This is a genomic window from Bacillus litorisediminis (genome assembly GCF_022808645.1).
In the GTDB taxonomy this organism is placed as follows: domain Bacteria; phylum Bacillota; class Bacilli; order Bacillales; family JC228; genus Bacillus_BF; species Bacillus_BF litorisediminis.
The window spans coordinates 1-24,163 of record NZ_JAKZKT010000018.1; the positions used below are offsets into that span (position 1 = coordinate 1).

Annotated in this window: 25 protein-coding genes and 1 other annotated feature; of the genes, 10 read left to right on the forward strand and 15 right to left on the reverse strand. The window is 38.5% G+C overall.

Annotated features, from left to right (window positions below; genetic code table 11):
* Window positions 1–141: 141 nt before the first annotated feature.
* Window positions 142–900 (reverse strand): hypothetical protein, encoded by a 759-nt coding sequence (locus tag MLE14_RS10845; protein WP_243298393.1) that lies wholly within the window; start codon window positions 898–900, stop codon window positions 142–144.
* 154 nt (window positions 901–1,054) lie between these two features.
* On the opposite strand from MLE14_RS10845, the gene MLE14_RS10850 reads away from it, so the two are divergent.
* From MLE14_RS10850 to argS, 5 genes are all read left to right on the forward strand, one after another.
* Window positions 1,055–2,377, forward strand: a complete 1,323-nt coding sequence (locus tag MLE14_RS10850; protein WP_243298394.1) for a hemolysin family protein — start codon at window positions 1,055–1,057, stop codon at window positions 2,375–2,377.
* Window positions 2,378–2,609: 232 nt separating this feature from the next.
* Window positions 2,610–3,020 carry a MerR family transcriptional regulator gene (locus tag MLE14_RS10855; protein WP_243298395.1) on the forward strand — a complete coding sequence of 137 codons (411 nt, stop codon included), beginning with the start codon at window positions 2,610–2,612 and terminating at the stop codon, window positions 3,018–3,020.
* Between the two features lie 54 nt (window positions 3,021–3,074).
* Window positions 3,075–4,436 (forward strand): hemolysin family protein, encoded by a 1,362-nt coding sequence (locus MLE14_RS10860; RefSeq protein ID WP_243298396.1) that lies wholly within the window; start codon window positions 3,075–3,077, stop codon window positions 4,434–4,436.
* Window positions 4,437–5,193: 757 nt separating this feature from the next.
* Complete coding sequence (locus MLE14_RS10865) at window positions 5,194–6,369, forward strand: FtsW/RodA/SpoVE family cell cycle protein (RefSeq protein ID WP_243298397.1); 1,176 nt, start codon at window positions 5,194–5,196, stop codon at window positions 6,367–6,369.
* 41 nt (window positions 6,370–6,410) lie between these two features.
* Window positions 6,411–6,617: a binding site (T-box leader), on the forward strand.
* A 49-nt stretch (window positions 6,618–6,666) separates the two neighbouring features.
* Window positions 6,667–8,346, forward strand: a complete 1,680-nt coding sequence (gene argS / locus MLE14_RS10870; protein WP_243298398.1) for an arginine--tRNA ligase — start codon at window positions 6,667–6,669, stop codon at window positions 8,344–8,346.
* 221 nt (window positions 8,347–8,567) lie between these two features.
* On the opposite strand, the gene MLE14_RS10875 is transcribed toward argS, so the two are convergent.
* The 10 genes from MLE14_RS10875 to MLE14_RS10920 form a co-directional block, all read right to left on the reverse strand.
* Window positions 8,568–9,341 (reverse strand): ABC transporter permease, encoded by a 774-nt coding sequence (locus tag MLE14_RS10875; RefSeq protein WP_243298399.1) that lies wholly within the window; start codon window positions 9,339–9,341, stop codon window positions 8,568–8,570.
* On the reverse strand, window positions 9,319–10,302 hold the full coding sequence (locus MLE14_RS10880; RefSeq protein ID WP_243298400.1) for an ABC transporter ATP-binding protein: 984 nt from the start codon (window positions 10,300–10,302) through the stop codon (window positions 9,319–9,321). The genes MLE14_RS10875 and MLE14_RS10880 overlap by 23 nt, the downstream gene beginning before the upstream one ends.
* Window positions 10,303–10,509: 207 nt before the next feature.
* Window positions 10,510–11,022 (reverse strand): hypothetical protein, encoded by a 513-nt coding sequence (locus MLE14_RS10885; protein WP_243298401.1) that lies wholly within the window; start codon window positions 11,020–11,022, stop codon window positions 10,510–10,512.
* Window positions 11,023–11,215: 193 nt separating this feature from the next.
* Complete coding sequence (copZ, locus tag MLE14_RS10890) at window positions 11,216–11,422, reverse strand: copper chaperone CopZ (RefSeq protein ID WP_243298402.1); 207 nt, start codon at window positions 11,420–11,422, stop codon at window positions 11,216–11,218.
* A 16-nt stretch (window positions 11,423–11,438) separates the two neighbouring features.
* Window positions 11,439–11,765, reverse strand: coding sequence for a metal-sensitive transcriptional regulator (locus MLE14_RS10895; protein WP_243298474.1), 327 nt, complete (start codon window positions 11,763–11,765; stop codon window positions 11,439–11,441).
* Between the two features lie 182 nt (window positions 11,766–11,947).
* The gene (locus MLE14_RS10900; RefSeq protein ID WP_243298403.1) at window positions 11,948–12,295 is read right to left on the reverse strand and encodes a cytochrome C oxidase subunit II; all 348 of its coding nucleotides are present in this window, start codon (window positions 12,293–12,295) and stop codon (window positions 11,948–11,950) included.
* Window positions 12,296–12,505: 210 nt separating this feature from the next.
* Window positions 12,506–12,922 (reverse strand): DUF350 domain-containing protein, encoded by a 417-nt coding sequence (locus MLE14_RS10905; protein ID WP_243298404.1) that lies wholly within the window; start codon window positions 12,920–12,922, stop codon window positions 12,506–12,508.
* A gap of 20 nt (window positions 12,923–12,942) precedes the next feature.
* A complete protein-coding gene (locus tag MLE14_RS10910) occupies window positions 12,943–14,208 on the reverse strand; it encodes a glutathionylspermidine synthase family protein (RefSeq protein ID WP_243298405.1) in 1,266 nt (421 codons plus the stop codon).
* Window positions 14,201–14,509, reverse strand: a complete 309-nt coding sequence (locus MLE14_RS10915; RefSeq protein ID WP_243298406.1) for a hypothetical protein — start codon at window positions 14,507–14,509, stop codon at window positions 14,201–14,203. The genes MLE14_RS10910 and MLE14_RS10915 overlap by 8 nt, the downstream gene beginning before the upstream one ends.
* A gap of 3 nt (window positions 14,510–14,512) precedes the next feature.
* A complete protein-coding gene (locus MLE14_RS10920; protein ID WP_243298407.1) occupies window positions 14,513–14,974 on the reverse strand; it encodes a hypothetical protein in 462 nt (153 codons plus the stop codon).
* Between the two features lie 144 nt (window positions 14,975–15,118).
* Between MLE14_RS10920 and MLE14_RS10925 the strand changes: the two genes are divergently transcribed.
* The gene (locus tag MLE14_RS10925) at window positions 15,119–16,156 is read left to right on the forward strand and encodes an ion channel (protein ID WP_243298408.1); all 1,038 of its coding nucleotides are present in this window, start codon (window positions 15,119–15,121) and stop codon (window positions 16,154–16,156) included.
* 23 nt (window positions 16,157–16,179) lie between these two features.
* Here the strand turns inward: MLE14_RS10925 and MLE14_RS10930 are convergent, their stop codons facing one another.
* Complete coding sequence (locus tag MLE14_RS10930; RefSeq protein WP_243298409.1) at window positions 16,180–17,274, reverse strand: citrate synthase/methylcitrate synthase; 1,095 nt, start codon at window positions 17,272–17,274, stop codon at window positions 16,180–16,182.
* Window positions 17,275–17,381: 107 nt separating this feature from the next.
* Between MLE14_RS10930 and MLE14_RS10935 the strand changes: the two genes are divergently transcribed.
* Together MLE14_RS10935 and MLE14_RS10940 are read left to right on the forward strand one after the other, a co-directional pair.
* Window positions 17,382–18,260, forward strand: a complete 879-nt coding sequence (locus tag MLE14_RS10935) for a LysR family transcriptional regulator (RefSeq protein ID WP_243298410.1) — start codon at window positions 17,382–17,384, stop codon at window positions 18,258–18,260.
* A 153-nt stretch (window positions 18,261–18,413) separates the two neighbouring features.
* Window positions 18,414–19,760, forward strand: a complete 1,347-nt coding sequence (locus MLE14_RS10940) for an HD domain-containing protein (RefSeq protein ID WP_243298411.1) — start codon at window positions 18,414–18,416, stop codon at window positions 19,758–19,760.
* On the opposite strand, the gene MLE14_RS10945 is transcribed toward MLE14_RS10940, so the two are convergent.
* Together MLE14_RS10945 and MLE14_RS10950 are read right to left on the reverse strand one after the other, a co-directional pair.
* Window positions 19,753–20,316, reverse strand: coding sequence for an HAD hydrolase-like protein (locus tag MLE14_RS10945; protein ID WP_243298412.1), 564 nt, complete (start codon window positions 20,314–20,316; stop codon window positions 19,753–19,755). The genes MLE14_RS10940 and MLE14_RS10945 overlap by 8 nt on opposite strands.
* A gap of 1 nt (window position 20,317) precedes the next feature.
* A complete protein-coding gene (locus MLE14_RS10950) occupies window positions 20,318–21,289 on the reverse strand; it encodes a hypothetical protein (RefSeq protein ID WP_243298413.1) in 972 nt (323 codons plus the stop codon).
* A gap of 173 nt (window positions 21,290–21,462) precedes the next feature.
* Between MLE14_RS10950 and MLE14_RS10955 the strand changes: the two genes are divergently transcribed.
* Entirely contained in the window at window positions 21,463–22,011 is a 549-nt protein-coding gene (locus MLE14_RS10955) for a DUF2569 domain-containing protein (RefSeq protein ID WP_243298414.1), read from the forward strand.
* 32 nt (window positions 22,012–22,043) lie between these two features.
* Here the strand turns inward: MLE14_RS10955 and MLE14_RS10960 are convergent, their stop codons facing one another.
* The gene (locus MLE14_RS10960; RefSeq protein ID WP_243298415.1) at window positions 22,044–23,030 is read right to left on the reverse strand and encodes an HD domain-containing protein; all 987 of its coding nucleotides are present in this window, start codon (window positions 23,028–23,030) and stop codon (window positions 22,044–22,046) included.
* A gap of 271 nt (window positions 23,031–23,301) precedes the next feature.
* Between MLE14_RS10960 and MLE14_RS10965 the strand changes: the two genes are divergently transcribed.
* A complete protein-coding gene (locus MLE14_RS10965) occupies window positions 23,302–24,072 on the forward strand; it encodes a sporulation protein (protein WP_243298416.1) in 771 nt (256 codons plus the stop codon).
* Window positions 24,073–24,163 lie beyond the last annotated feature (91 nt).

Below are 24,163 nucleotides of genomic sequence, written 5' to 3' on the forward strand. Positions count from 1 at the left end.
GATTTTGCCTCCGGCTTCCTTCAGATTCCACCTCACGATGGACACCCTTGCCTTTAGCTAACAGTTCCTACTGCCAAGCCTGTAGTGGACTTTCACCACCAAGTTATAGCCCATGCCGGGCGCACCAAACTAAGAGATGGACTACACAAGAGTCCATCTCTTCTCTTTCAGGTTATAAGTGACCACTATATCTGGGTTCCTCTTCATATTTTCATACGCATCTTTCATCTCGTCCATATTCCAGTATGTACCTAATTTATAAAAGGGAATCTCAAATTTTGCTCTTGATGATTTTACTTTTTCGGTATCTATAACACAGCCCTCATAAAGTAATCCCGAAAGATTCTTTAAGGAAGAAAAGTCGATTGGTTCAGGTTTAGAAGTCTTTTTAAAAAACATAAAACCTTTATGCTTTTGTTCCCTCTTCATTACATTCATGATGATATAGCGAAGAACCCCGTAAAAATCATCTAAATTCCGATAATACGTTTTGTTAATCCAGCCATCATCATGTGCTAAATAGACAAAGCGGTTATTTAACTTTTGAAAAAAAGCACTTCTTAAAGGATGCTTCATATGATTCAGGAAAAGCAATTCTGCTATTTCTTGACCGTCTAATTCATCTAAAGCTTCAATATCATCAAAATCAACCCAGCTGAACTCACCATAACTTGAAACATCTTCTTTAATTAGATCCTGGATTTTTTCATGTTCAATATAATTAAATAGGGAGCGAAGATGCAGCTGCACATCATCAAATTTGTGTTCTAATAAAAGAACTGATTCTATAGGATTATTCATCGATTTGATAAAGTCGGTGAACGTTATTCCATGTGATAGTACATATTGTTCTGATTTGTTCATTTGCATATAAAATAAATCCGAATCCAGTTGTTTCATTACTCCCGACCTCCATATCAAAATCAATACTCCTATTTTACCAAATGTTTGAATTTCAGAATACTGATTTAATCCAAAGTGCATGACTTTAAAAAACAAGGGGAAATTAAAAAAAGGCTATTATACGGAGGTGTAAGCCTGTTGCAGGTGAAAATTGGCACTAATTAATATTTTTCTTGTGATCATTCTTATAGCCTTAACGGCGTTTTTCGTTTCCTCTGAATTTGCGATTGTAAAAGTTAGAACTTCCCAGTTAGAAGCTCTTATTGCGGAGGGGAACAAAAAAGCAGTTGCAGCTAAGCGGGTTACGACCCACTTAGATGAATATTTGTCTGCTTGCCAGCTGGGAATTACCATCACAGCATTAGGTCTGGGGTGGCTTGGAGAGCCGACCGTCGAGAGCCTTCTTTTTCCCCTTTTTCAGAGATTTGAAATTCCTGAATCGATAGCCCATGTCATTTCATTTTTAATAGCCTTTGCTGTAATCACGTATATTCATGTTGTTATCGGAGAATTGGCACCAAAAACAGTTGCTATTCAGAAAGCAGTTGACATTACTCTTTCAGTCGCTAAACCATTGATTTGGTTTTATAAATTAATGCGTCCTATGATTTGGGTATTAAATGGCTCAGCACTTCTCATAGTTAAAATGCTAGGAATGAAGCGGGTTTCCGAAAATGAACTGGCTCACTCTGAAGAGGAGCTTCGCATTCTTCTTTCTGAAAGTTATGAGAGCGGAGAAATCAATCAATCCGAATATAAATATATGAGTAATATCTTTGAATTTGATGATCGGGTAGCTAGAGAAATAATGGTTCCCCGTACCGAAATTGTCGCAATCAATGTTGATGCAAGCCTTAAAGAAATCCTTGAGATTGTAAAGGAAGAGGGTTTTACCAGATACCCAGTGATCGAACAGGACAAAGATAACATTATTGGATTTATTAATATCAAAGAATTGCTCACCGATTGTGTGTATCAAAATTGCCCAGAAGATGCACCTGTTTCTAAATATTTAAAACCCATCATAAGGGTTATAGAAAGCATTCCGATTCACGATTTATTAGTAATTATGCAAAAAGAACGCTCTCATATGGGGATTTTATTGGATGAATACGGAGGAACCGCCGGGCTTGTTACAGTAGAAGATATTTTAGAAGAAATTGTTGGTGAAATTAGAGACGAATTTGATAAAGACGAAGTGGCTGAGGTCAGAAAAGTCGGAGACGGTCACTTCCTGCTAGATGCTAAAATCCTTCTTGAAGATGTAAATCAATTATTCAACATCGATATAGACGAGGAAGATATTGATACTCTGGGCGGCTGGCTCTTATCCAAAAAGATGGACATTCAAAAAGGAGACTCAGTTACTGAACAAGGTGTAACATTCACAGTAAGTGAAATTGAAGGGCATCATATCCTTTATATTGAGGCAAAAATGAAGCCTTTACCAACCAATGAACCTACTCTTGAATAATAAAAATGCAGCAAAAACTGGCATTTGGCCAGTTTTTTATTGTCCAAACTCATATGCCGACACCATCTCATTTTGTAATACTTACTTGAATTTTCAGATAGATGTAATCGTTTTTTCAGGGAAAGAATAAACTTATAGTGATACCTGATGGGAAAACCGTCACGTTTGACTGTATAGTTTACGTAATTTATAATTAACCATTATATAGTAAAAGAGGTGATATGATGGGGCAGTGTATCGAATTAGCGAACTAGCAAGTATAGCTAATGTTTCAAAAAGAACAGTAGATTACTATACAAACATGGGTCTTCTTGTAGCAGAGCGTTCAAAGGCCAACTATAGGATTTACCATGAAGATGCAGTTGAGGATTTAAAATTTATTGAACATTGCAAAAGCCTTCATATTCCTCTTGAAGAGATTAAGAAAAAACTAGAATTACAGAAATCGACCACTATTAATGATTATGACGTGGAAGATCAAATATCTTCCGTTTCAGAGCATATGAAGTATTTGCAAGACGAAATCAATAATTTACTCTCCATACTGCAGAAAATGGATTCAAAACGGAAAGAAGCGGTATCGGAAAAACTTTCCCCAGAAAGTGTATCCTTAATGAAATCGCTTCGTTTGATTTCAAGCTAAAATATATGGAGGTGACACCTTATTTGCTCAGAATAGAGCGATAAGGGAATTTATTTGGACATATTTAACTTGGTGCTTTTTGCCATATTGATTGCTTTAACAGCATTTTTCGTCTCGACCGAGTTTGCGATAGTAAAGGTTCGAAGCTCTCGGATTGACCAATTGGTGGAAGAAGGTAGCAAGCGGGCAATAAGAGCTAAGAAAGTAATAACCAATCTTGATGAATATTTATCAGCCTGTCAGCTTGGTATTACGGTTACGGCATTAGGATTAGGTTGGTTAGGTGAACCAACCGTTGTTAGAATACTAGAACCGATATTTAGTAAGTTTAATTTGCCTGAATCAACTGCTCATGTTGTGTCGTTTGTTATTGCCTTTTTATCGGTTACCTATCTTCACGTGGTTGTAGGGGAATTAGCTCCAAAAACAATTGCTATTCAAAGAGCAGAGTTTATTACATTAACATTTTCCGGTCCATTAATCTTTTTCTATCGGATTATGTTCCCGTTTATCTGGCTATTAAACGGATCTGCTCAGCTTTTAACAAGGGCTTTTGGCTTTCACTCAGCCAAGGAGCACGAGGTTGCCCATTCTGAAGAAGAACTGAGAATCATACTATCTGACAGTCTCAAAAGCGGCGAAATCAATCAATCTGAGTTTAAATATGTAAATAAGATTTTTGATTTTGATGATCGGATTGCTAAAGAAATTATGGTACCAAGGACAGAAATAGTGAGTCTTTCTAAAGACGATACATTAGATGTGTTTCTAAGTGTTGTAAAGGACGAAGGATTCACTAGATACCCAATTATTGATGGTGACAAAGACCACATTATCGGACTAATCAACGTAAAAGAAGTGATTACTGATCTCTTGACGATTGATCAGCCTGAAAGTGTTACGATTGCTGACTATATTCGCCCCATTATACGGGTTATCGATACCATTCCAATAAATGACTTATTGGTCAAAATGCAAAAAGAACGGATCCACATGGCGGTCCTGATGGATGAATACGGCGGAACCTCGGGATTAGTGACAGTGGAAGATATTATTGAAGAAATCGTTGGGGAAATCCGTGACGAATTTGATATGGATGAAGTTCCGCAAATAAGAAAACTTAAAGAGCATCACTATATCGTCGACGCCAAAGTTCTTGTCAGTGAAGTAAATGACCTGTTAGGCACAAATATTAACGATGAGGACGTAGACACAATTGGCGGATGGATTCTCACAGAGAACTATGATGCCAAACAAGGTGACATAGTTGAACAAGATGGATATTGCTTTAAGATAAAAGATATGGAGGATCACCATATCAAATATGTAGAGGTTTATAAAGTAAAGGAAAGCTTTGAATCAAAAGCTCCCCTTACGATCCAAAATACAGAGACTGTGAATCAGTCTGTCTTTTGAAAAAAAAATAAAGACAATAGGAGGATCCAGCGTTAAGCTGGTCCTCTTTTTGATTTAAAATGGATTATAGTTGTGAAAGGACACACGGGGTTTGACTGATAGGATTTAGTTTTGACTGATAGAACTCGGGTTTGACTGATAGGATTTAGTTTTGACTCATAGAACTCGGGTTTGACCGATAGAATTCAGTTTTGACTGATAGAACTCGGGTTTGACCGATAGAATTCAGTTTTGACTGATAGAACTCGGGTTTGACCGATAGAAACCCGGTTTTGACTGATAGAAGTCTTATTTTGACCGATAGAAACCCAGTTTTGACCGATAGAAGTCTGATTTTGACCGATAGAAACCCAGTTTTGACCGATAGAATTCAGTTTTGACTGATAGAACTCGGTTTTGACCGATAGAAACCCAGTTTTGACCGATAGAATTTATTTTTGACCCATAGAATACCATTTTGACCGATAGAACAGGTTTTGACTGATACATTCCCGCTTGACCGATTGCAAACCAAGGTTATGACCATCTATATAACCAAATTTTTTACAGATAAAACCTTTAAGAGAATATTTCTCTACCCATTAACACCCAGCTAACCCAAATTAACCCATAATATCTTGTTTTCCTGCACGTAACTGTCATAATTTATCAAAATACAATCATTGTAAGCTCTAGTTTTCTCTGATACCATTTATATGGTACTTATAAATTGATTTAATAATAAGTGACTTCTGTTTATATAGAATAAGGTGACGCTATGAATACACAACAAAAAAAAGTTGGAGAACGTTTTGACTGGAATCTTTGTTTAATCCTGTTTCTCTTTCTTTTAGTCAGCATTACAGCTATCTCAAGTGCACAAACAACAGACAACGATCCAACCAATTATGCGCTTAGACAGGCCGTTTTTTATGGAATTGGTGCGATCATTATTGCGATTGCGATGTATTTTGATACAGAACAATACCGTAAGCTTTCTTGGTTCTTATATGGGATTGGAATCCTTTTGCTCATTTTATTATTTGTGGTTCCGGCAAACTTATTGGCCCAAGATTATCCGAAAAGTTGGTTTTATTTCCCAGGTATCGGGTCGCTGCAGCCCTCTGAATTTATGAAAACATTTTTAATTTTTATGTTAAGCCGGACAATTGTAGAGCATAATGACCGGTATTTTCAAAAGACAATCAAAACTGATTTTTGGCTGCTAGCTAAAATCGGTTTTCTGACCCTGATTCCTTTAGGACTTGTTATGCTCCAGCCTGACCTAGGTACTTCCCTAGTATTTATCGCAATTTTTGCAGGATTGGTTTTAGTTTCAGGTATTACTTGGAAAATCATTGTTCCCGTATTTGGAACGATTGCCTTGATTGGAACCACCGCTTTATTACTCGTTATTTACAATCCTGAATTTTTAGAGGAGAAGTTCGGTCTGGTTAAGTATCAGTTTGACCGGATTTATACATGGTTAGATCCGTATAATAACCCGCAGGACGAAGGGTATAACTTAATCCAGACCTTGACAGCTATAGGTTCTGGGGAAATTACAGGAAAAGGCTATAATGAAAAAGTGGTGTTTGTCCCAGAGCAGCATACTGACTTTATTTTCTCAGTAATTGGGGAAGAGTACGGTTTTATTGGAGCAAGCTTTGTAATCAGTTTATTCTTCCTGTTAATATATCATTTGATTAAAGTCGCCCTTGAAACGAGAGATCCATTTAGCTCCTATGTTTGTACAGGTATCATTTGTATGATTACCTTCCATGTATTTGAAAATATAGGGATGCAAATTCAGCTGCTTCCAATTACGGGGATCCCGCTTCCGTTTATTAGCTACGGGGGAAGTTCTTTAATGGGTACCATGCTTGCGATGGGTGTCATCTTTAGTATTCGCTACCACCATCGAACGTATATGTTTGCTTCCGATGAGAAGTAGGTTGACAATTTAAAAGTTACGATTATAATGGTTTAAAAAATAATAAATCGATGAAAAAGAGAGTAATCAAAGTATGTTTTGTAAGCGAGTCAGGATTTGGTGTGAGCCTGATAAACCTCTTTGATGAACCGCACTTTGGAGATGTGTTTGTGAACTTTCAGTAGCAAACACCGGCGTGCAGCCGTTACCTGATAAGTGGTTCTTAATGGACTAATAGAGTGGTACCGCGGGATAAGCTCGTCTCTAATATGAGAGACGGGCTTTTTTGTATTTGAAAACTTTTAAAGGAGGCCAGCTATGTTACACTCACTATGCTCCACCCTGCTCCAATCAGGTATACCTGAACTGGGCTTAAAAGAAATTGAACAACTGCTCGAAAAACCAAAACATAAAGATCATGGAGACATTTCTTTCCCATGCTTTGCCTTGGCTAAGCATAGAAAGACTTCCCCGCAACAAATTGCGAAAGAGCTGTCTCAAAATCTGTCGGGTCCTCTCTTCCAAAAGATTGAAGCTGTCGGCCCCTATGTAAATTTTTTCTTTGATCCGGCAGCTGTTGCCAAAGAAATGGTTAACGATATCTTAGCTAAAAATTCAAGCTTTGGGACCAATCGAAATGGGGCGGGGGCCAAGATTGTCGTGGATATGTCGTCACCCAATATTGCCAAGCCTTTTTCAATGGGACATCTGCGCTCCACTGTAATTGGGAACTCCCTATGCTTAATTGGTGAGAAAAATGGCTACAAAATGATTAAAATTAATTACGTTGGTGACTGGGGCACACAATTTGGCAAATTGATTTATGCTTATTTACAATGGGGAGACCCGGAAAAAGTCGCCCAAAATCCAATTCAAGAGCTGTTTACTCTATATGTAAAATTTCACGCTGAGGCTGAGCAAAATCCTGCACTTGAAGAAGAAGGCCGGAAAGCGTTCCAGCAATTAGAGTCTGGTAACGAGGAATATATGCAAATTTGGAAAAGCTTTAAAGAGGCATCTCTCCTTGCTTTTCAAAAAGTATATGATCTTTTGGGAATCAGTTTCGATTCTTGGAAGGGTGAATCTTCTTATAATGATAAAATGGAGGCTACCATTTCCCTTCTTGAAGAAAAAGGTTTATTAATAGAATCTGACGGTGCTAGTATCGTTTCTTTGGAAGATGAGAGTTTGCCTCCATGTTTAATTAAAAAACGGGATGGGGCCACCCTTTATGCAACTCGTGATTTAACTGCCGTGTACGATCGTTTTCATGACTACCAGTTTTCTCGGGCCTTTTATGTCGTGGGTCACGAACAATCCATTCATTTTAAGCAAGTGTTTTCTGTTCTAAAAAAGCTGGAAGCCCCGTTTTCTGACTCCCTAGAGCACATCCCTTTCGGACTCTATTTAAAAGATGGACAAAAAATGTCTACTAGAAAAGGAAGGGTTATTTTACTGGAGGAAGTCCTGGAAGAATCTATTGCAAAGGCTCGCGAAAATATTAAGGCAAGAAATCCGGATTTGCCTAACCTGCAAGAGGTGGCTAAAGAAGTAGGTGTTGGCGCCATCCTATTTCATGACTTGAAGCAAGACCGGATGAATTCAATTGAATTTGATGTAGATGAGATGCTGACGTTTGAAGGAGAAACAGGTCCTTACCTCCAATACACGCATGCCAGAGCCCAGTCCTTATTGAGAAAGTCTGGTGAGACTAGCTTTCATTTCACCTATGAATCTCATCAAAAGAGCTGGGAATTAATCAAGGAGCTTTACTCGTTTCCCAATCAGGTAGAACAAGCCTTTAACAGGCGCTCCCCCGCTATCATTGCTCAGTATTTGTTAAAGGTTGCCAAGCTGTTTAACCAATACTATAGTCAGGTAAAAATTTTATCGGACTCCGAACAACAAGAATCAAGACTCGCATTAGTCAAAGCGGTAACGGTCATTTTAAAAGAAGGCATGCGGCTGCTCGGAATGAAAGCACCTGATCAAATGTAAAGAAAAACCTGGCTAGCGCTTTAGGTTAGGCGCAGGCAAGTGCAAGCCCGGCACTAATCACGCTCGAAACGCCGCGTCCTAATGTATCGCTTGACTAGACCATCCTGGCCGTTGTACTTTTTTCCTAAAAATTTTTACTGCGCGGAATTTACATCTTTGCTAAAAATTTATACTTAAGGTGTAAAGCAAAGAGGGTCTGTCCTACGACAGACCCTGAATGATTAATGCTGACCTAAAACTCCCTTTTCCATAGCTGTTTTTTCGCATTTGAAAAAGACAAGCAGTCCGATAAGCAGGTAGAAAGCTGCATTAACAAGCAATGATACATAATCCAGTACAGAAAATGAACTTAATGCAGCCCCATCTATCATCATTTTCCGAATCATGTCAACCCCTTTTACAAATGGCGCAAATTCTAAGAATGGTGCAACTGATAATGGCACGAAGGTAAGTCCCATAAAAACAAACTGTAGAATCTGTAAAAAGGCGTTTATTTGTTTTATGATTATGGCGAGCCCTGCAATCATAAAGCTGATCCCATACATACTAAACAAGGTAACCATTAAAACCGGCAATAAGGAAACAGCATTCAAATGCAGCGATGTTTGCGCAGTCCACATTGAAGAAAGCAATAAAAAGACCAAAATCCCGAGATGAACAATCGTATCTCCAATGATTCTTGCCAATAAAATTTTCCATGCACCCATTGGAGACATATAAAGCTGCTCAAGTGTACCGAGAGTTGCTTCGTTTGACACGACCCAGCCGATATCCTGCATTGCAAGCATCGCTAAATACCAAAAAATATAATTCACAATCACATATTGAACATTGGTTTCCATTGTTGTCGGATCCCCAACAATTTGAATTCCAAAAAACATCATTAGAAAAATACAGTAAAAAGTAATAAGCATGCTGACTGTATTGGGCCAATACCTTTTTAAGACGATGACTTCTCTGTGCAAATTAGCATTAAAGAGATGCAGCAGTTTCACGGACCCCATCTCCCTTCACAATATGGATAAAGGCTTGTTCAAAATCCACAGTTGTCCTGTCTATTTTTTCGATGGTAACTCCATATTTTTTAAGACTGTCAATAATAGCATAGAATTCATGGCCATCTGCTATGGTGAAATTTAAAATTTGATTGCCCTGTTCATCGTTTCCTGCTGTCAGCATGTATTTCTCACTGATATCCTTCATTTGCGATTCATGAAGTGGCGAAGAGATTGTAAAAGCATAAGCTTTACTTTCAAATAAGCTAAGCAGGTGATGAACCCGTTCATCAGCAACGACTTTTCCCTTATTAATAATCACTACACGCTCACAAACATCCTGAACAACCGGCATATCGTGTGAACTCATTAATATGGTTTTTCCCTCTTTTTTAGCGATATCTTTTAAAATATTTCTTATTTCATAGCTTGTTTCCACATCCAATCCCAATGTTGGTTCATCGAGAAAAATAATTTCGGTATCTGCTAATAGCGCAACAGCGATTGAAACCTTTTGCTGCATTCCTCTTGAAAGCGAGTTAACCATTTCGTGCGCTTTATCAGTTAAATTAAACATATCAAGCAGTTCCGTAATTTTGTCTTGAACTGATTTTTTGGACAATCCTCGATTCCCCGCAAAATATTCGAGGTTTTCTTTTACCGTTAACCGCCAGTACAAGTTACGACTTCCCTCCAGTACCACACTAATATGTTTTAATGCTTTCAACCTTTTATGATGAATCGAAATACCGTTGATTAATACCTCTCCCCTTGTCGGGATCAGCAGACCGCACATCATTTTAATAAAGGTGGTTTTTCCCGCGCCATTAGGCCCTAGTAAACCAACCGTTTCCCCCTTATGAACCGTTAAATTAATTCCATTTACCGCTTCTATAAATTCTTTACTTTTCCTCTTCCTATACGTTTTGCTGAGATCATGAATTTCTAAAATTGGAATCATGCTCCCTTTACCTCCCTTTCCAACGGTCTATCTATAAGGTACTGGACATTTCCATATGCTTCCTCGGCCTCAAGACCGATTCAGCCTCCACATTGGGTGGGATATAAACTGAGCAGAGACGAATTTATCCGTACAAAAGGAATATTACTTTCATACATAAAAAACCCTTTACCATCAATGACTGGTAAAGGGTTTTTACGTTATTAATTATTTGCTGACTGATGCGCCACGGTAAAAGTTTGTGATATAAGATCTACCTGAGTTGTGGAATATCATAATCAGTACCGGAACAATAACAACTGACGAAAGAAGAATAATATACAGCACCTGTGAGCTGGTATTGAAATGCTTTCCTGTTTCATCACTATATTGATCCGTGAAAGCTGTAATTTCATCTGTTAATTCAATAGAAGCTGTATCAATAAACTGTTTATTGGTTGCATCGTAATAAAGAAGTTCATGGCCAGTATAGTAGAAGATATTATCACGTACTTCGTTAAATTCAACGAACATTACGTCTACCTCAATTTCACCAACTACGTTTCCTTCCTTATCTACTTGATTAGTCGTAAAAGTCTGACGATCCTTTACTTCTGCAGACCCGCCGTCATAGTAAGAAAAGGATCCGCTAATACGCTCTTCCAATGCTTTGTAAACTTCTTCAGAAACAGACACAGCTGCGAATGCTGGGACTGTAGTAACCATTAATAATAAAGCCATGATGATAAGACTTGCTAATTTTTTCACTGTAACCCCTCCCAAAGTATGAAATCTATATCATGCCTGTTTAATGATTAAATTTTTAAACATTATCACTTTATAAATTATAGCAAGACAACTAGGTTTGAATCAATACAATCTCCTTATATTGTAAAATAAAATAGAACCAACACAGAGTGCTGGTCCTGTATATTTATTCAACTTCGTAGCCCTCTTCATCAATGGCTTCTTTTATTTGCTCGATTGTTACTTTATCTGGAGAAAATTCGACTTCTACTTTTCCTTCCTCAAGAGCAACAGCTACTTTTTCAACTCCATTAAGACCGCCTACAGCACCTTCTATAGCTCTCACACAATGTCCACAAGACATTCCCTTTACATCCAGTACGATACTTTGCATGGACTGCACTCCTAACTTATTTTTTCATTAGCTTTTGCACAGTAATTAAAAATTCATCAAGGATTTCTGGATCGCCTTCTTGAATCCGGTCAATTACACATCCTTTTAGATGACCCTCTAATAATATTTTAGAGACGCTGTTTAGCGCTGACTGAGTGGCTGCAATTTGAGTAATCACATCATCACAGTACGTATCAGACTCAATCATTCGCTTAATTCCTCGAATCTGACCTTCAATCCGGTTTAGCCGGGTTGCTAAATTCTTCTTTACAGAGTCAGGATGATGACTATGTCTAGTGTGATGACCTTTTTCATGTTTTTCACTATGTTCAGGTTGTACCATTTCCTCCACCTTCATCCCTCCTCTCTAGCTTATTTTATCATACCCCCTATAGGTATGGAAAGTAAATTAACTTCTTTTACCCTTTATTTTATAAAAAAATCATAAATATATAGAAAAAACCAATAAAAAATGTACAAAATTTAAAAAGCCACCGCATATCATGATGGGTGGCATTCTTTTAATTATTCGACAATCAAAGTTGATTTCATTTCAGTATGACCTGTTCCGCACATAATATTACATACAAGTGTATATGTACCAGGCTCCAAGTTTAGCGTTTTTGGAGTTCCGGCTTCAATTGAATCCCCAGTTTCTTGGATTTGAATCCCGTGAAGACCGCTTTTATTTTCTAATATAATAGAAACCTCACCGCTCGAAATTTTATATTCTTCCTGATCAAAAGCCCAGTTTTCTGCTACGATGTTTAACTGCTGATCCGCCAGTTCACTAGAAGAACCTTCCTTATCTCCGCCACAAGCTGTTAAGAACAATACCATCATTGAAACAATTAAAGCGAATACCTTTTTCATGGCGATTCCCTCTTTCAAAATCGTAATAAAAGTATATCTTTCATTTTATTTTATACCTGACCATTTACAATACGACACTTGCTTTTTGACAATTTAATGGCAAAATCAAGGGCTTATCACTTTGCTGCTAAACTGCGGCCGCACGATATTTTCAGGGATCAAAAAAGCAAGGATTCATGATAATGTTCATGTCTCCTTGCTTTTACTGATTTAATAAGTAAGACTTGCTGCCACAACAATCCCTACTACAATCGAAGCTGCAAAAAGACTAAAGCCCACGGCCGTATTGCCTTCCTCCACTTTTTTAGCCAGATTGGTTTTCGGGGTAAGAACATATTCAATTATGAAATAGGCAATCACTTGTGTGGCAATTCCAATGAGACCCCATAAAAAGGCATCCAGAAGACTAACACTGCTGGCCCAAACGGTAAAAATAACGATTGCCAGTCCCAGAGCTTTCCCCCATAGCTTTAACGCTACTGCCAAATTCCCTTCTTTAATCAATTGTCTTTCTGAAAATTTAGTTGTTAATGCAAATACCCTTAATCCTAGCAGGATTAGCCCAAAACCGACACCGACATGAGATACAAAACTAACTAATAATTCAGCGGAAAAAACATTTGACATCCATTCATTTCCTCCATTTCTTATTCCAGACCAATTGGTAGATAGTAGGAGGCATTATCTGTTATTTGCCCTCCAGCGCGAATACCAATTGAGCTAGGCTTTCCATTTACTAAAAAGCATCCGAACATAATTTTGACTGGCTTTTTGCCCTGTATCGTTTGGACTATACTATCCATAAGCGGAACGAACTTTTGATAGACAGGTAATGAATCATCATACGTTTTATTGTTATCCTCCATCCATTTCTCACCATGCTGATTCCAGATTTCAACGGTATCGCCTTCCCTGCCAAAGGATGGCTTCTTAACATAGGCTTCTCCTTTTGCCTGAAACGGATCAGGATCTAAATAGGTTGGAAGAAAATAAGTGTTGATGATATCATGCTCTTGTGAAGAATAAAAAGGATGATTCCTGCTATGTAGCCCCCAAATTAAAGCTTGAATGGCTTTTGATTGCATTAAAAAAGCACTTATAGGGTTAATCATTGCCAGCTTTTTTTGTTTTATAAAGGCTAAAAAGATGGTTCCGACTGGCGTACCCGATTCTGGATCCCGATCCTCAATTAAATGCTCTAATGGGTACGTTTGCCGATATAATACATCGATCCGTTCACCTTCGGGAGTATAGATCCCTTCCTCTCTTCCATCTTTTAAACTGGAATGCTCAAGAATTAATAAATCTTCAAGACTTACGTATTCGGCTGCTATCCCGCTAAGTTCCATTAAATATTTCGTGGTCCAAAGGTCTTCCTCATGATCACCATGTGAAGTAAAAACCACTTTGGGGTCGCCGCTTCTTCCCAAGTTCCTCCAAGCAAGAGCAATTGCACGTCGTATGGCTTTTTGTAGCTTTTCTTCTTCCGCATGATTCGGATTTTTACACTGAAAATGGTTACATATAAGTTCATTGATATAAAACGTTTCTTTTATAAAGGTGGGTGTATCCGCATTAAATTCCAATAATTTAATTTGGTTGTTCGACACGGCAAAATCAAGTCGGCCAATCACGCATTGTTCATCTAATGAGGGAGTTTTTAAATAGGGAATCAGTTTATTAGGAAATCCAAGCTGCTCTAATACCTTATCATCTAGTTGAGAAACGAGCTGATTGGTCTTCCAAAATATGTTCCCCACACATTCTGCAGCATGTCTTACTTCCTTTATGAAGGAGGAACTTACCCGCTTTATGTCATATAACGCATACTCAGTTCCATATAAGTCATACCAAAAGTGTGGGATCTTTTTATAAAAAAGGTCTCGATCGATTTGATGGGCCGACTTATCCACCAAATCCACCTCTCGAGCCGCTTCCGATTCCAGATTTATAATTGTTGTAATAACTTTTATAGCTGCTAAAATTGTTCAAATCTGATTTTTTGGAAAAGTATCTGCCGCCATAATAATAGCCGCCGTAATACCTTGAATCGTCATCATCACAATAATAAGTCCCTGACTCATCATCCCAATCCCAGTCGTCACAGTCAGTCCCCGTTGGGGCAGCGTATGTAGGATCATTATTGCATCCAGCCATTGAAACAGTCATAATCGAGGCTACCACTCCGGCCATCAGCTTTTTTGTTTTTTCCATCACTCATCCCCCTTCCATCTGGTATCCTGTCTTCGTCACGTAGAGAACATAACATAAACGATCTTCGTCAATTTCAGCAGAGTCCCGCTCCCATTCTATCCCATTGAGATATATGTAAATCGTACCTATGTAACTAAGCACGTCTAAATGGTTCGTAAAATATTTTGATTCTAAAACAGGATGAAAATTGACCGATTTTAATTCCCTTATTTCCAGCTTAATCGAATCTTTTGCGGATATATCCTCTTTTTCCTTTGGCTCTTCGTTATACTTTTTGACGTAGATAATATGTTTATCTTCTTCAATTGCTGAAGAATCCTGTTTGTATGTCACTCCCTCTTTTACAAAAAACTCACATTCACGCCTGGCTAAAATTTGTTCTAGCTCGATATTTTTATAGTGATATAGGGCGGTAAATTCATTTTCCCCCAGAATTTCCCGATATTCTAAAAAAAGTGACTTCATCGCATACTCCTTCCATTTTTTAATACATCTTCTCATACGAAAGAACCAAAAAAAAGATTCAATTTTTAAAAAATGTAGTAAAATTTATTTATTTCAATATGCTATGATGGAAAGTAATGACAGCCAAAAAGGATGGGTGAGTAAGTGAGCATCATAATAAGACTCTTAAAGAAAGTGAGTAAGTTAGATTTCGGAGTTATATTAGTTCTATCCCTGTTAATTATACTCTTTGGGACTTTTTCAATATACCTGATTGAACCTGAAAACTTCCCTAGCCTGTTTGATAGCTTTTGGTGGACAATGACTACGTTAACAACGGTTGGCTATGGAGACTTTTTTCCCACTTCAGTCGGGGGCCGATGGATTGGTATATTTCTCTTTATCTTTGGAATTGGAATCATCGGACTTCTAATTACAAAAACGGTCGATTCATTGGCAACCTATTCTCGTTTAAAAAAGGAGGGAAAGCTCGTGTACAAGCAAAAAGAACATTACATTTATATCGGATGGTCTAAAAAAGTAGAAAAAGCCGTTTACGAAGTCCTTGCAAACGACAAACTTGCAAAGATTGTACTTGTTAACCAGCTGTCTCATTCACCAATGGAGCATGGTCAAGTCCATTTTGTTCAGGGAGACCCCACGCAAAATGAAACCCTGCTTAAAGCAAATATTTTAGAAGCCAGACGAGTAGCTATTTTTACAGATACAGACATTGATGACCCCGGATTAGCGGATGGAAAAACATTACTCATTGCTTCAGCTGTTGAATCATTATCGGAGGAACATAGACGGAGTATTCATACCATAGTAGAAGTCCGCGAAGAAACCCATATCTCCAAGTTTAAACATATCCATGTGGATGATTTTATTCTTTCAGATGACTCCGTTTCATTGTTAATGGCTAAAGCCACCCTGCAGCCTGGCACAACCTCTATTTTCAGACAGCTGCTAAGTAAAAGATACGGGGGAGATATTTATGAAACACATCCCCTTCCTCATTGGAAAACCTATAAAGATGCATCACTCGAGTTATTCGAGAAAGGGGCGGTTTTATTAGCGGTTAATCAGGATATGATGGTTGCGGTCAATAAAGATCAACCCTTATCAGCTTCTGATATCCTTTACATTGTCTGTGATGAACCGACCTATGAACAATTAAAAAGTCAAAAAGCACTTTTATAAGTCAAAAGTGCTTTTTTCGTTTATTATAGAGCTGGCACTTTCCCGATATATTCAGCCTGCGGCCTGTATATCGTATTATCATCTGCCTGCTCAATCACATGCGCGGTCCATCCGACCATTCGGCTCGCTGAGAAGGTAGGCGTAAATAATTCCTTTTCCATTTCAATGGCACGCATGACAGCCGCTGCATAATATTCTACATTCGTATACAATTTGCGACCGGGCTTCCACTCTGCTAATTTTTCAATCACTCGTTCCTCTACTTGATAAGCAAGGGCTAACCATTCATCCTCCGCCCCCACTTCTTGTGCTATTTGTCTCAGGGACTCTGCTCTGGGATCTTTTGTTTTATACACCCGATGTCCAAATCCCATGATTCTTTCATTGTTGCTAAGTTTAGCATCTATCCATTGATCCGCATTTTTAATTGAGCCAATTTCCTCTAGCATTTCAATTACACCGCTTGGAGCGCCGCCATGTAACGGACCTTTCATAGTTCCTACTGCTGCTGTGATAGCTGAAATCATATCAGATTCAGTAGAGGCTGTAACCCTTGCTGAAAATGTTGAAGCATTAAACCCGTGTTCCATTGTTAAAATCATGTAGGCTTCTAATGCTCTCACATGGGCTGTCTTTGGTACCTCTCCGTTTAACATATACAAATAGTTCGCCACAAAATCTAAATTTTCTCTTGGCGGAACAAACTCTTCTCCTTTTTTCCTTCTATACCAATAGCTGATAATCGTTGGAGTCATAGCTGTTAACACTATAGCCTGTCCCAGTGTGGGCTTCCAGCTATATGCCTCAGTACCAAGTGACGATATCGCAGTTCGCAGAGCACTCATAATGCTTGTATTTAAGGGAAGTGAATCAAGTATCGTTTGGACATGCCCTGGCAAAGAGCGCGCTTCCTTAAACCGCTTTTTCAATTTATGCAGTTCCTCCAGACTTGGCCAAGTCTGATGCCAGATAAAATACGCGACTTCCTCAAAAGACTTAGTAAGAGCTAGTTCCCTGGCATGTTCTCCCCGATACAATAGTATGCCGCTTTCCCCATCTACTAAACTCAGTGCTGTTTGGGCGGCAACCACACCTTTTAAACCTTTTGACACGTTCATCCTCTCCTTTCTCTTATTTCTATTTTATGCCGAACAATACTTTAAAAAAATTAAATAATATTTTATATTTTAATTAATAAATTTAATCAGCGAGAGAGGGAAAAATGATGGAACTCAAATGGTTACAAACATTTTTACTGGCAGCTAAATACGAAAACTTCCGCAAAGCAGCAGATGAGCTGTTTGTTTCTCAGCCAACCGTAACCGTTCATATTCAATTACTTGAAAAAGAATTAGGCTGTAAGCTATTTAAACGAGAAGGCCGTCAGATTATGCTTACGGAGGTAGGGAGAAGCTATATTGAACATGCGCAAAAGCTGCTTTCTTTTTATGAGAAAGGAATTGAGGAAATCAGCCGAATCCAACAAGGCTACCAAACGAAACTCACCTTAGCGGTTTCACCAGTTATCGCTTCTTCTATCTTGCCAGCATTGATACGATCCTATATAAATCTTTATCCGACAATTGATTTAGATATCCAGGTTGTCGATTCACGTGACATCCCAGAGCATATTATGAACGGCAAAGCAGATATCGGCTTATCCCGGCAGCAATTTCAAATGAAGGGATTAACCTGTATCCCTCTTCAAAAAGATCAGGTAAAGCTGATTGTTCCGCATGATGGATTTGATCCTGAATCTGGTCCGCCTATAGAAGTTGATGAGCTTTTTATAAATAAGAGGCTTATCGTTCATTCCCATCCTGAATACTGGGAGGATTTGCTTCCTTCCATCAAATCTGCTTATCCACAAATAAAAACGATGTTTGTATCACAGGTCCATGTAACAAAGCGTTTCATTGAAGAAGGTCTGGGTATTTCGTTTTTGCCAATATCCATTGTCCAAAGGGAGCTGCTGGAGGGCCGCTTATTAGAGGTAGAAACTCCTGACTTTCCCAAGGTCTCTGCCCAATCTTATGCCCTAACTAAATATGAAAGTGGTGAAATTCATCGCTTTATTCAATATATTTCGCAATATCGCATTTAATCGGCAGGGAAACATGGGGACGGTTCTTGTGTTTCATACCTAACTTCTGAAACACAAGAACCGTCCCTCTGTTTCACCTCTTTTTCAGGACTACCCACTTTTCATTTAACGTGGTAGAATATTGTAAATATTATGCATTGGAAGGGTGCCAACATGGATTTACTTAACAATGTCCATTACCTTAAGGTTCAAGAGCGTGAAATTTTAAATAACACTATAGAGTTTGCTTCACGTGCCCATCAAGGTCAAATCAGGGATACAGGTGAACCTTTTATTATGCACCCGCTGATGGTTGCCCACATGCTGGCAGACTATCGGGCAGATCTTGTAACACTTCAGGCAGCCGTTCTGCACGATGTAATCGAAGATACCGCCGTTACAAATGATGAAATCCACGCTGCTTTTGGCAAAAAAGTATCTTTTATCGTTCAATCACTCACTAAAGGCAAAAAGCCGCTCCATATGGACCGTTTTGAATATATGCAATGCTACTATACCCAACTGTTATTAGCTTCGAGTCATGATATTAGAGTAGCACTAATTAAAATTTTTGATCGTTTGCACAATATGCAAACGCTGCACGGAAAACCGGTCTCAAAACAAGTAACCTACGCCAATGAAACTTTAACTTTTTTTGCTCCTTTATTAAAAAAATTAGGGCTTCGCGCCATTCTCCATCAATTAGAAGAACAAGCGTTTTTCTATTTAAATGAGGGAAGGCTTGAAAAAACAAACTTATTAATTAACCAATACAAGAAACAGCTAGAACCCATTCGGGATAGGCTCCAATTTCATTTACACCGGGCTAAACTGAACATATCAATCCAGCTTGATCAAACCCCTGTCTATTCACTTTTGTCCTCTCTCCAATATGACGGTACCTTAGAAAGGGAAGTGTATGTCCGAATTCACACCAGCTCAGAGAAAGACTGCTATCGGACCTTAAAGGAAATTCATTCTATTTGGAAACCAGTAGACGTGGAATTTACCAATTTTATGCATCAGCAAGCCGCTCCATTTGATCCGTTTATCGAAACATTTATTGAAGCAAATGATAAGCAAAAAGTAACAATTAAAATTATGACAAACAAAAATGCCAATAAGTATGATTATGGGATTTTATCTATTCTTAAGAGACCGATTAATCCCTTTGAAGTTTATCGGTCCCTCGAAAAAAGCGCAGAAGATATAAATGCAGAAGCAATGATCCATGAGTGCTTTTTACCGATGATTCATGTCTTTAATCACTATGGAGAGGTCGTGGTTTTACCAGAGGGTTCAACAGTTGTTGATTACCTTTTTCACGTCTACGGGGAAAAGGCATTTTTCACAAACGGCATTATGATCAATGATAAGGTTTCAAAAGTGAATAAATGTCTTCAGGCAGGTGACCGGGTTTACTGTTCAATCGGAACGAAACCTTCTGCTGCTCCTGATTGGATTCACTATGCTACGACCAGCAAAGCTATATTGCATTTAGAAAAACAAAAATTCATTTGAATATGGAATAAGGAAAATCATGATAACTATCGATTTTCACATCAGCAACATCTGACCTTCCCTGAAACATGATAGTAATTAACCCAAGCTCTTTGCCTGGAATAAGATCTAGGTCACGATCTCCTACTACACCATCAAGTGAATATTTATTGTGGAGGTATGAATAAGCCGACCTATCCGGTTTTCTTGGATAGCCGTCTTCCTTTCCGATTACCTCCTGGAACAAGGACTTCATACCATGAAAATCCAGAACCTTTTCGACAATATCGCGTTCTTTATGAGTGACAATGACATTGACTTCCGACCGATTTAATACCTCTTTTACAAACGGAAAAGGCTGATAGGCATCCATCTCTAGCTGTTCCTCAAGTTCTCTCAACTTTTCAATTTCAGCTTTGGAAATTTGAAAATACTCAAATGCATGAGAGAAAGAAACTTTCATCTGTTGGAAAAGGTCCTTTTTATCAATTCTCCCCTCCAATATTTGATTCATTAATCTTACGTAAAGCGGATATGTATCAAACAGGGTTCCATCGAAGTCCCATAGAAGTTTCATTCTAATTAAACCTCTTTTCCAGGCTTGCCGTATGTTGAAGAAATACCCTTTTTGCTGCTAATCTTACTTTTTCCATTTCCTCACTTGTAAAATCCGCCACTATACAGCTTAACGGGATACCGCTTAGTTTTTCTATGTCTTCGACGATTAAGTAAGATGAATAGTGATGTGGAAAATCGGGATTCTGATCAGCCTCCGCTATCAGCTGATTTATGATCCGCGGCGTTTCCTCGTAGATTAATTCTACTAATTTGGCACGGTATTCCAGTTCAAAGCTTTTTAAACCTGGAAATCTTTTGAAATCATCCGCATGCTGGGCCTCGTGCTTTAAGTAAGAAACCTGAAATTTAGATGAATCTAGAATATCTTTGTATGCCTCATAGACACAATATAATTCTTCTTTTTTAGCCCATCCGCCTGCTCCCCGCCTTCCGCATGTTGCAAAATCCAGCCAGCCCCTCAAGATAAAGCCGTGCATGAAAATAACTTTCAATCTCTGTTTCCCTAAGGGAATCTCCACCTCATATTCTCTTTCTTCATTGGCAGTCCAGATATAAGGTCCATAAAAAGGCTCAGTTTTCCCGCCCAGAAAGTGAAAGCGTTCCTTTTCGAAGAGGATTTTGATGTCTCCCTCAAGCTCCTCCATGGTGCTGCCTGGTTTTTTTACTAACATTGAAAGGTTTTGAGCTAACTTCTCTTCAGCTTGCTTCCGTTCTATTTGTTGCAGAAGCACTTGGCTAAGATATGAAAAATAACAGTCTAAGAAAGGTTGGAGTTTTTTAGGAATTGGGGGTTTTGGAAAAGTAGGCTTCCAGGCAAAGAACCGTTCAAACAAATCTTCCCGAAACCTTTGCCATTCCTCTGACAGATTTTGCTCACGCTCCAATAATTGATAAGCCTCTCTTATATTTCCGCTTAAACAATGCTTCCACACCTGCCGGCTCCATTCTTCCATTGAATTAATTTGGTTCATCAGCGGTTCCTCCAAGGCTAGCCACATAATTATATAAGACTTTTCTAGAAATAAATTTTTCTGAAAAGTTAAGATAAATCGTGTACACTAACATTATATTCTATTTTCTGCGTCTTTAAATTTTAATTGTAGGTTAGACTTAATAAGGATCATCAGCGAATCAGGAGGACCTTATGGAACAGGAAATTCAAACACAACCAACAATCCATCCAAATAAATATGAAGGGAAAAAAGGCTGGTTAATTTGGGTCATCATCTTCCTTGCCGGGAATCCAATTGCCAGCATCTATCATATTACAACGAATCTCATTCCCTTTTTTCAAGATGGGGACTGGAATGACATTACAACGAAAGGGACTGAACTGTATCACCCGATTTTTGGAACTGTTATTGTATTAGAATTGGCTATGTATATCTTTATTGCGGTTATGACTGTATTCTTGCTGTATCAAATGCTGCGGAGAAGAGCCGTCTTTCCAAAACTGTTTATCTCATTTCTAATAGCTGATCTAATTATTGGCTTTCTCTATGCTGGCGGCTATATGATTGTTACGGCTAATGTTCCTGCTTTCCAGGACGTACGCGAAGATCTTTACATTGAAATTGGGACGTCTGTTGGCTCACATGTCTTGTTTGCTTTAATCTGGATTCCATACTTTTTAAAATCAAAGAGAGTAAAAGCTACTTTTACTACAGATCCATATGAGGACTCTCTAGAATAAGAAACCGCTCTATAAACTTGGCGGTTTCTTTTTTATTCGGCCTTGTAAAAAGATACTACTCGAATCCTTGCCCCTCTTTTAAACCTTTCTATTGCCGTCTCATTCAGCTTTCCAACCACTTTTGATATCGCAGAAGCCCTTACTGTTATCCCATTGTGGACCACCATTGGGTCGAGCAATCTTGGTTTATTTTTTATCGAATAATCATAATTTTTTTCATCCGTGACAACATCCACATTGGGATGGATTTGTCGCATAATTTGCCGCATGTCTGGATCTTTGCTCTGCTGTAAGATTGACCAAACCCCCTGATCATCTTTAAGCAGGTCATCCATTTTGAGGATTTTTTTTCTTAACCCAAGCCTTATCGCAATCGAGAGTTTCCAATTGCCATAAGCATTTAGAGGGTCCATAAAGAAATCAATAACCTCTTGATAATAAAGCTTGGTAAACCTCTCAGCAGCTTCTAAGGTCTTAAAACACAATAAACCATTTTGAACCGTTAATGATTCCAGCAATTTTTGGATTTCCTCTATGTTTAAATCAAAATAATGAAACTGATCTCTAATCGTATAATCAATCCGATCTGCACATAGGTCAGGCGACGGCTGCTCTAAAATCGTCCACTTAGAAAAGTCATTAAAGATTTGTTCTGTAGTATAGCCGTAATTATGAAGTATGTCTGGAATTTCTGATTCTTCTATCACTCTTCTAAAGATTTGTTCATGGTAGTCCTCTTCCAGATTACGAAGAGCAAAGTCGGAGACATGGGAAAAAGCAGTATGAGAGACATCATGCAGAAGCGCTGCCATTTGCTCCTCTATACTTCCTCCCATCCTCTTGACCAATAGCATGACGCCAACAGAATGCTCATACCGGGTTACATTCCATTTAGGATTCACTAAATAACTGGAGCCCCCCTGATGAACACCCCGCAACCGCTGAACTGGCCTTGATTGAAGGAGATCGGTTAATACAGGTTCTAGCTCAAAGCTTCCATAAATAGGATCCTTAATCAACTGTCTCACCTCGTATCTATGTATCTTTTAACTCTTTCTTTATTTCTTATGTTTCCGATGACCGGAATAAACCCCATAACTGTATTATAAACTTTATAGGATATAAATGGATTATAAATCAGGAAGTATATGTGATTGGGCTTTAGTTATATATGAAAGACTAACTTTTTATCCGATTTTCAATATCACAAGAAACTTTTCATCCTTTTTATCGTATTAGTTATAGAATTGTATAACACTTATTAAACCTATGAAAAAAAGGAGTGGGAGTATGTCATTTTTTAAAAAAGCATTGGCCTCAATTGGAATTGGTAATGCCAAGGTAGACGCGAGACTCGCAAAGGATGAGTGGAGACAAGGTGAAGAAGTCCGGGGAGAAATTGTCCTTACAGGCGGAAATGTAGAGCAAAAAATTGAGGACATTTACATGGAAGTATGCTGTACATACATCCGTGAAGTGGATGACAAAAAGATCACGGATACCGCTGTATTAGACCGTTTCCGCATTGTTCAGCAAACTGATTTACGGGCTGGTGAAGAAAAAAGGGTTCCGTTCTCCTTTATCCTCCCATATGAAACTCCGATTTCTGCAGGGAATTCAAAAGTTTGGGTCCGGACGACATTAGGGATTGAACAAGGGGTAGATGCAAGCGATTTTGATAGCATCTATGTCCGTCCGAGTGAGCTGACAGAAAAAGTTATTAACACCTTCCATCAGCTTGGATTTAAGACTCGCAAAGTGGAAAACGAATATGTAAAACGGTATGCACGCGGACGTTATCCTTTCCTTCAAGAATTTGAATTTTATCCTGTATCTGGTCCCTTCTACCGTGCCTTCGATGAGGTGGAAGTAGCTTTCCGTTATCGCAGCGAGAATGAAGTCGACCTTCTTATGGAGGTTGATCGCAGAGGCCGTGGGCTGATGGGCTTTTTAAGCGAAGCGCTGGAAATGGATGAGTCTAAGCTATCCCTTTCCGTGAACCGAAATAATGTTCATCAGCTACCAAGCATGATTGAAGATGTATTGAAAAGATATCGATAATTTATGCTTAGTTATTAGCAGCCGGTTTCTCTAAGGAGCCGGCTGCTATTTCTTTTTTTATAAAACTCTTTTCGTAAACTTTGATGCTTCT

Excerpts from the sequence above, each read along its gene's own strand:
- MLE14_RS10845 (WP_243298393.1), bottom strand. The coding sequence starts at position 900 with ATGAAACAACTGGATTCGGATTTATTTTATATGCAAATGAACAAATCA.
- MLE14_RS10865 (WP_243298397.1), top strand. The coding sequence starts at position 5,194 with ATGAATACACAACAAAAAAAAGTTGGAGAACGTTTTGACTGGAATCTT.
- argS (WP_243298398.1), top strand. The coding sequence starts at position 6,667 with ATGTTACACTCACTATGCTCCACCCTGCTCCAATCAGGTATACCTGAA.
- MLE14_RS10880 (WP_243298400.1), bottom strand. The coding sequence starts at position 10,302 with ATGATTCCAATTTTAGAAATTCATGATCTCAGCAAAACGTATAGGAAG.
- MLE14_RS10885 (WP_243298401.1), bottom strand. The coding sequence starts at position 11,022 with ATGGCTTTATTATTAATGGTTACTACAGTCCCAGCATTCGCAGCTGTG.
- copZ (WP_243298402.1), bottom strand. The coding sequence starts at position 11,422 with ATGCAAAGTATCGTACTGGATGTAAAGGGAATGTCTTGTGGACATTGT.
- MLE14_RS10895 (WP_243298474.1), bottom strand. The coding sequence starts at position 11,765 with ATGGTACAACCTGAACATAGTGAAAAACATGAAAAAGGTCATCACACT.
- MLE14_RS10900 (WP_243298403.1), bottom strand. The coding sequence starts at position 12,295 with ATGAAAAAGGTATTCGCTTTAATTGTTTCAATGATGGTATTGTTCTTA.
- MLE14_RS10905 (WP_243298404.1), bottom strand. The coding sequence starts at position 12,922 with ATGTCAAATGTTTTTTCCGCTGAATTATTAGTTAGTTTTGTATCTCAT.
- MLE14_RS10915 (WP_243298406.1), bottom strand. The coding sequence starts at position 14,509 with ATGGAAAAAACAAAAAAGCTGATGGCCGGAGTGGTAGCCTCGATTATG.
- MLE14_RS10920 (WP_243298407.1), bottom strand. The coding sequence starts at position 14,974 with ATGAAGTCACTTTTTTTAGAATATCGGGAAATTCTGGGGGAAAATGAA.
- MLE14_RS10930 (WP_243298409.1), bottom strand. The coding sequence starts at position 17,274 with ATGAACGTGTCAAAAGGTTTAAAAGGTGTGGTTGCCGCCCAAACAGCA.
- MLE14_RS10935 (WP_243298410.1), top strand. The coding sequence starts at position 17,382 with ATGGAACTCAAATGGTTACAAACATTTTTACTGGCAGCTAAATACGAA.
- MLE14_RS10940 (WP_243298411.1), top strand. The coding sequence starts at position 18,414 with ATGGATTTACTTAACAATGTCCATTACCTTAAGGTTCAAGAGCGTGAA.
- MLE14_RS10945 (WP_243298412.1), bottom strand. The coding sequence starts at position 20,316 with ATGAAACTTCTATGGGACTTCGATGGAACCCTGTTTGATACATATCCG.
- MLE14_RS10950 (WP_243298413.1), bottom strand. The coding sequence starts at position 21,289 with ATGAACCAAATTAATTCAATGGAAGAATGGAGCCGGCAGGTGTGGAAG.
- MLE14_RS10955 (WP_243298414.1), top strand. The coding sequence starts at position 21,463 with ATGGAACAGGAAATTCAAACACAACCAACAATCCATCCAAATAAATAT.
- MLE14_RS10965 (WP_243298416.1), top strand. The coding sequence starts at position 23,302 with ATGTCATTTTTTAAAAAAGCATTGGCCTCAATTGGAATTGGTAATGCC.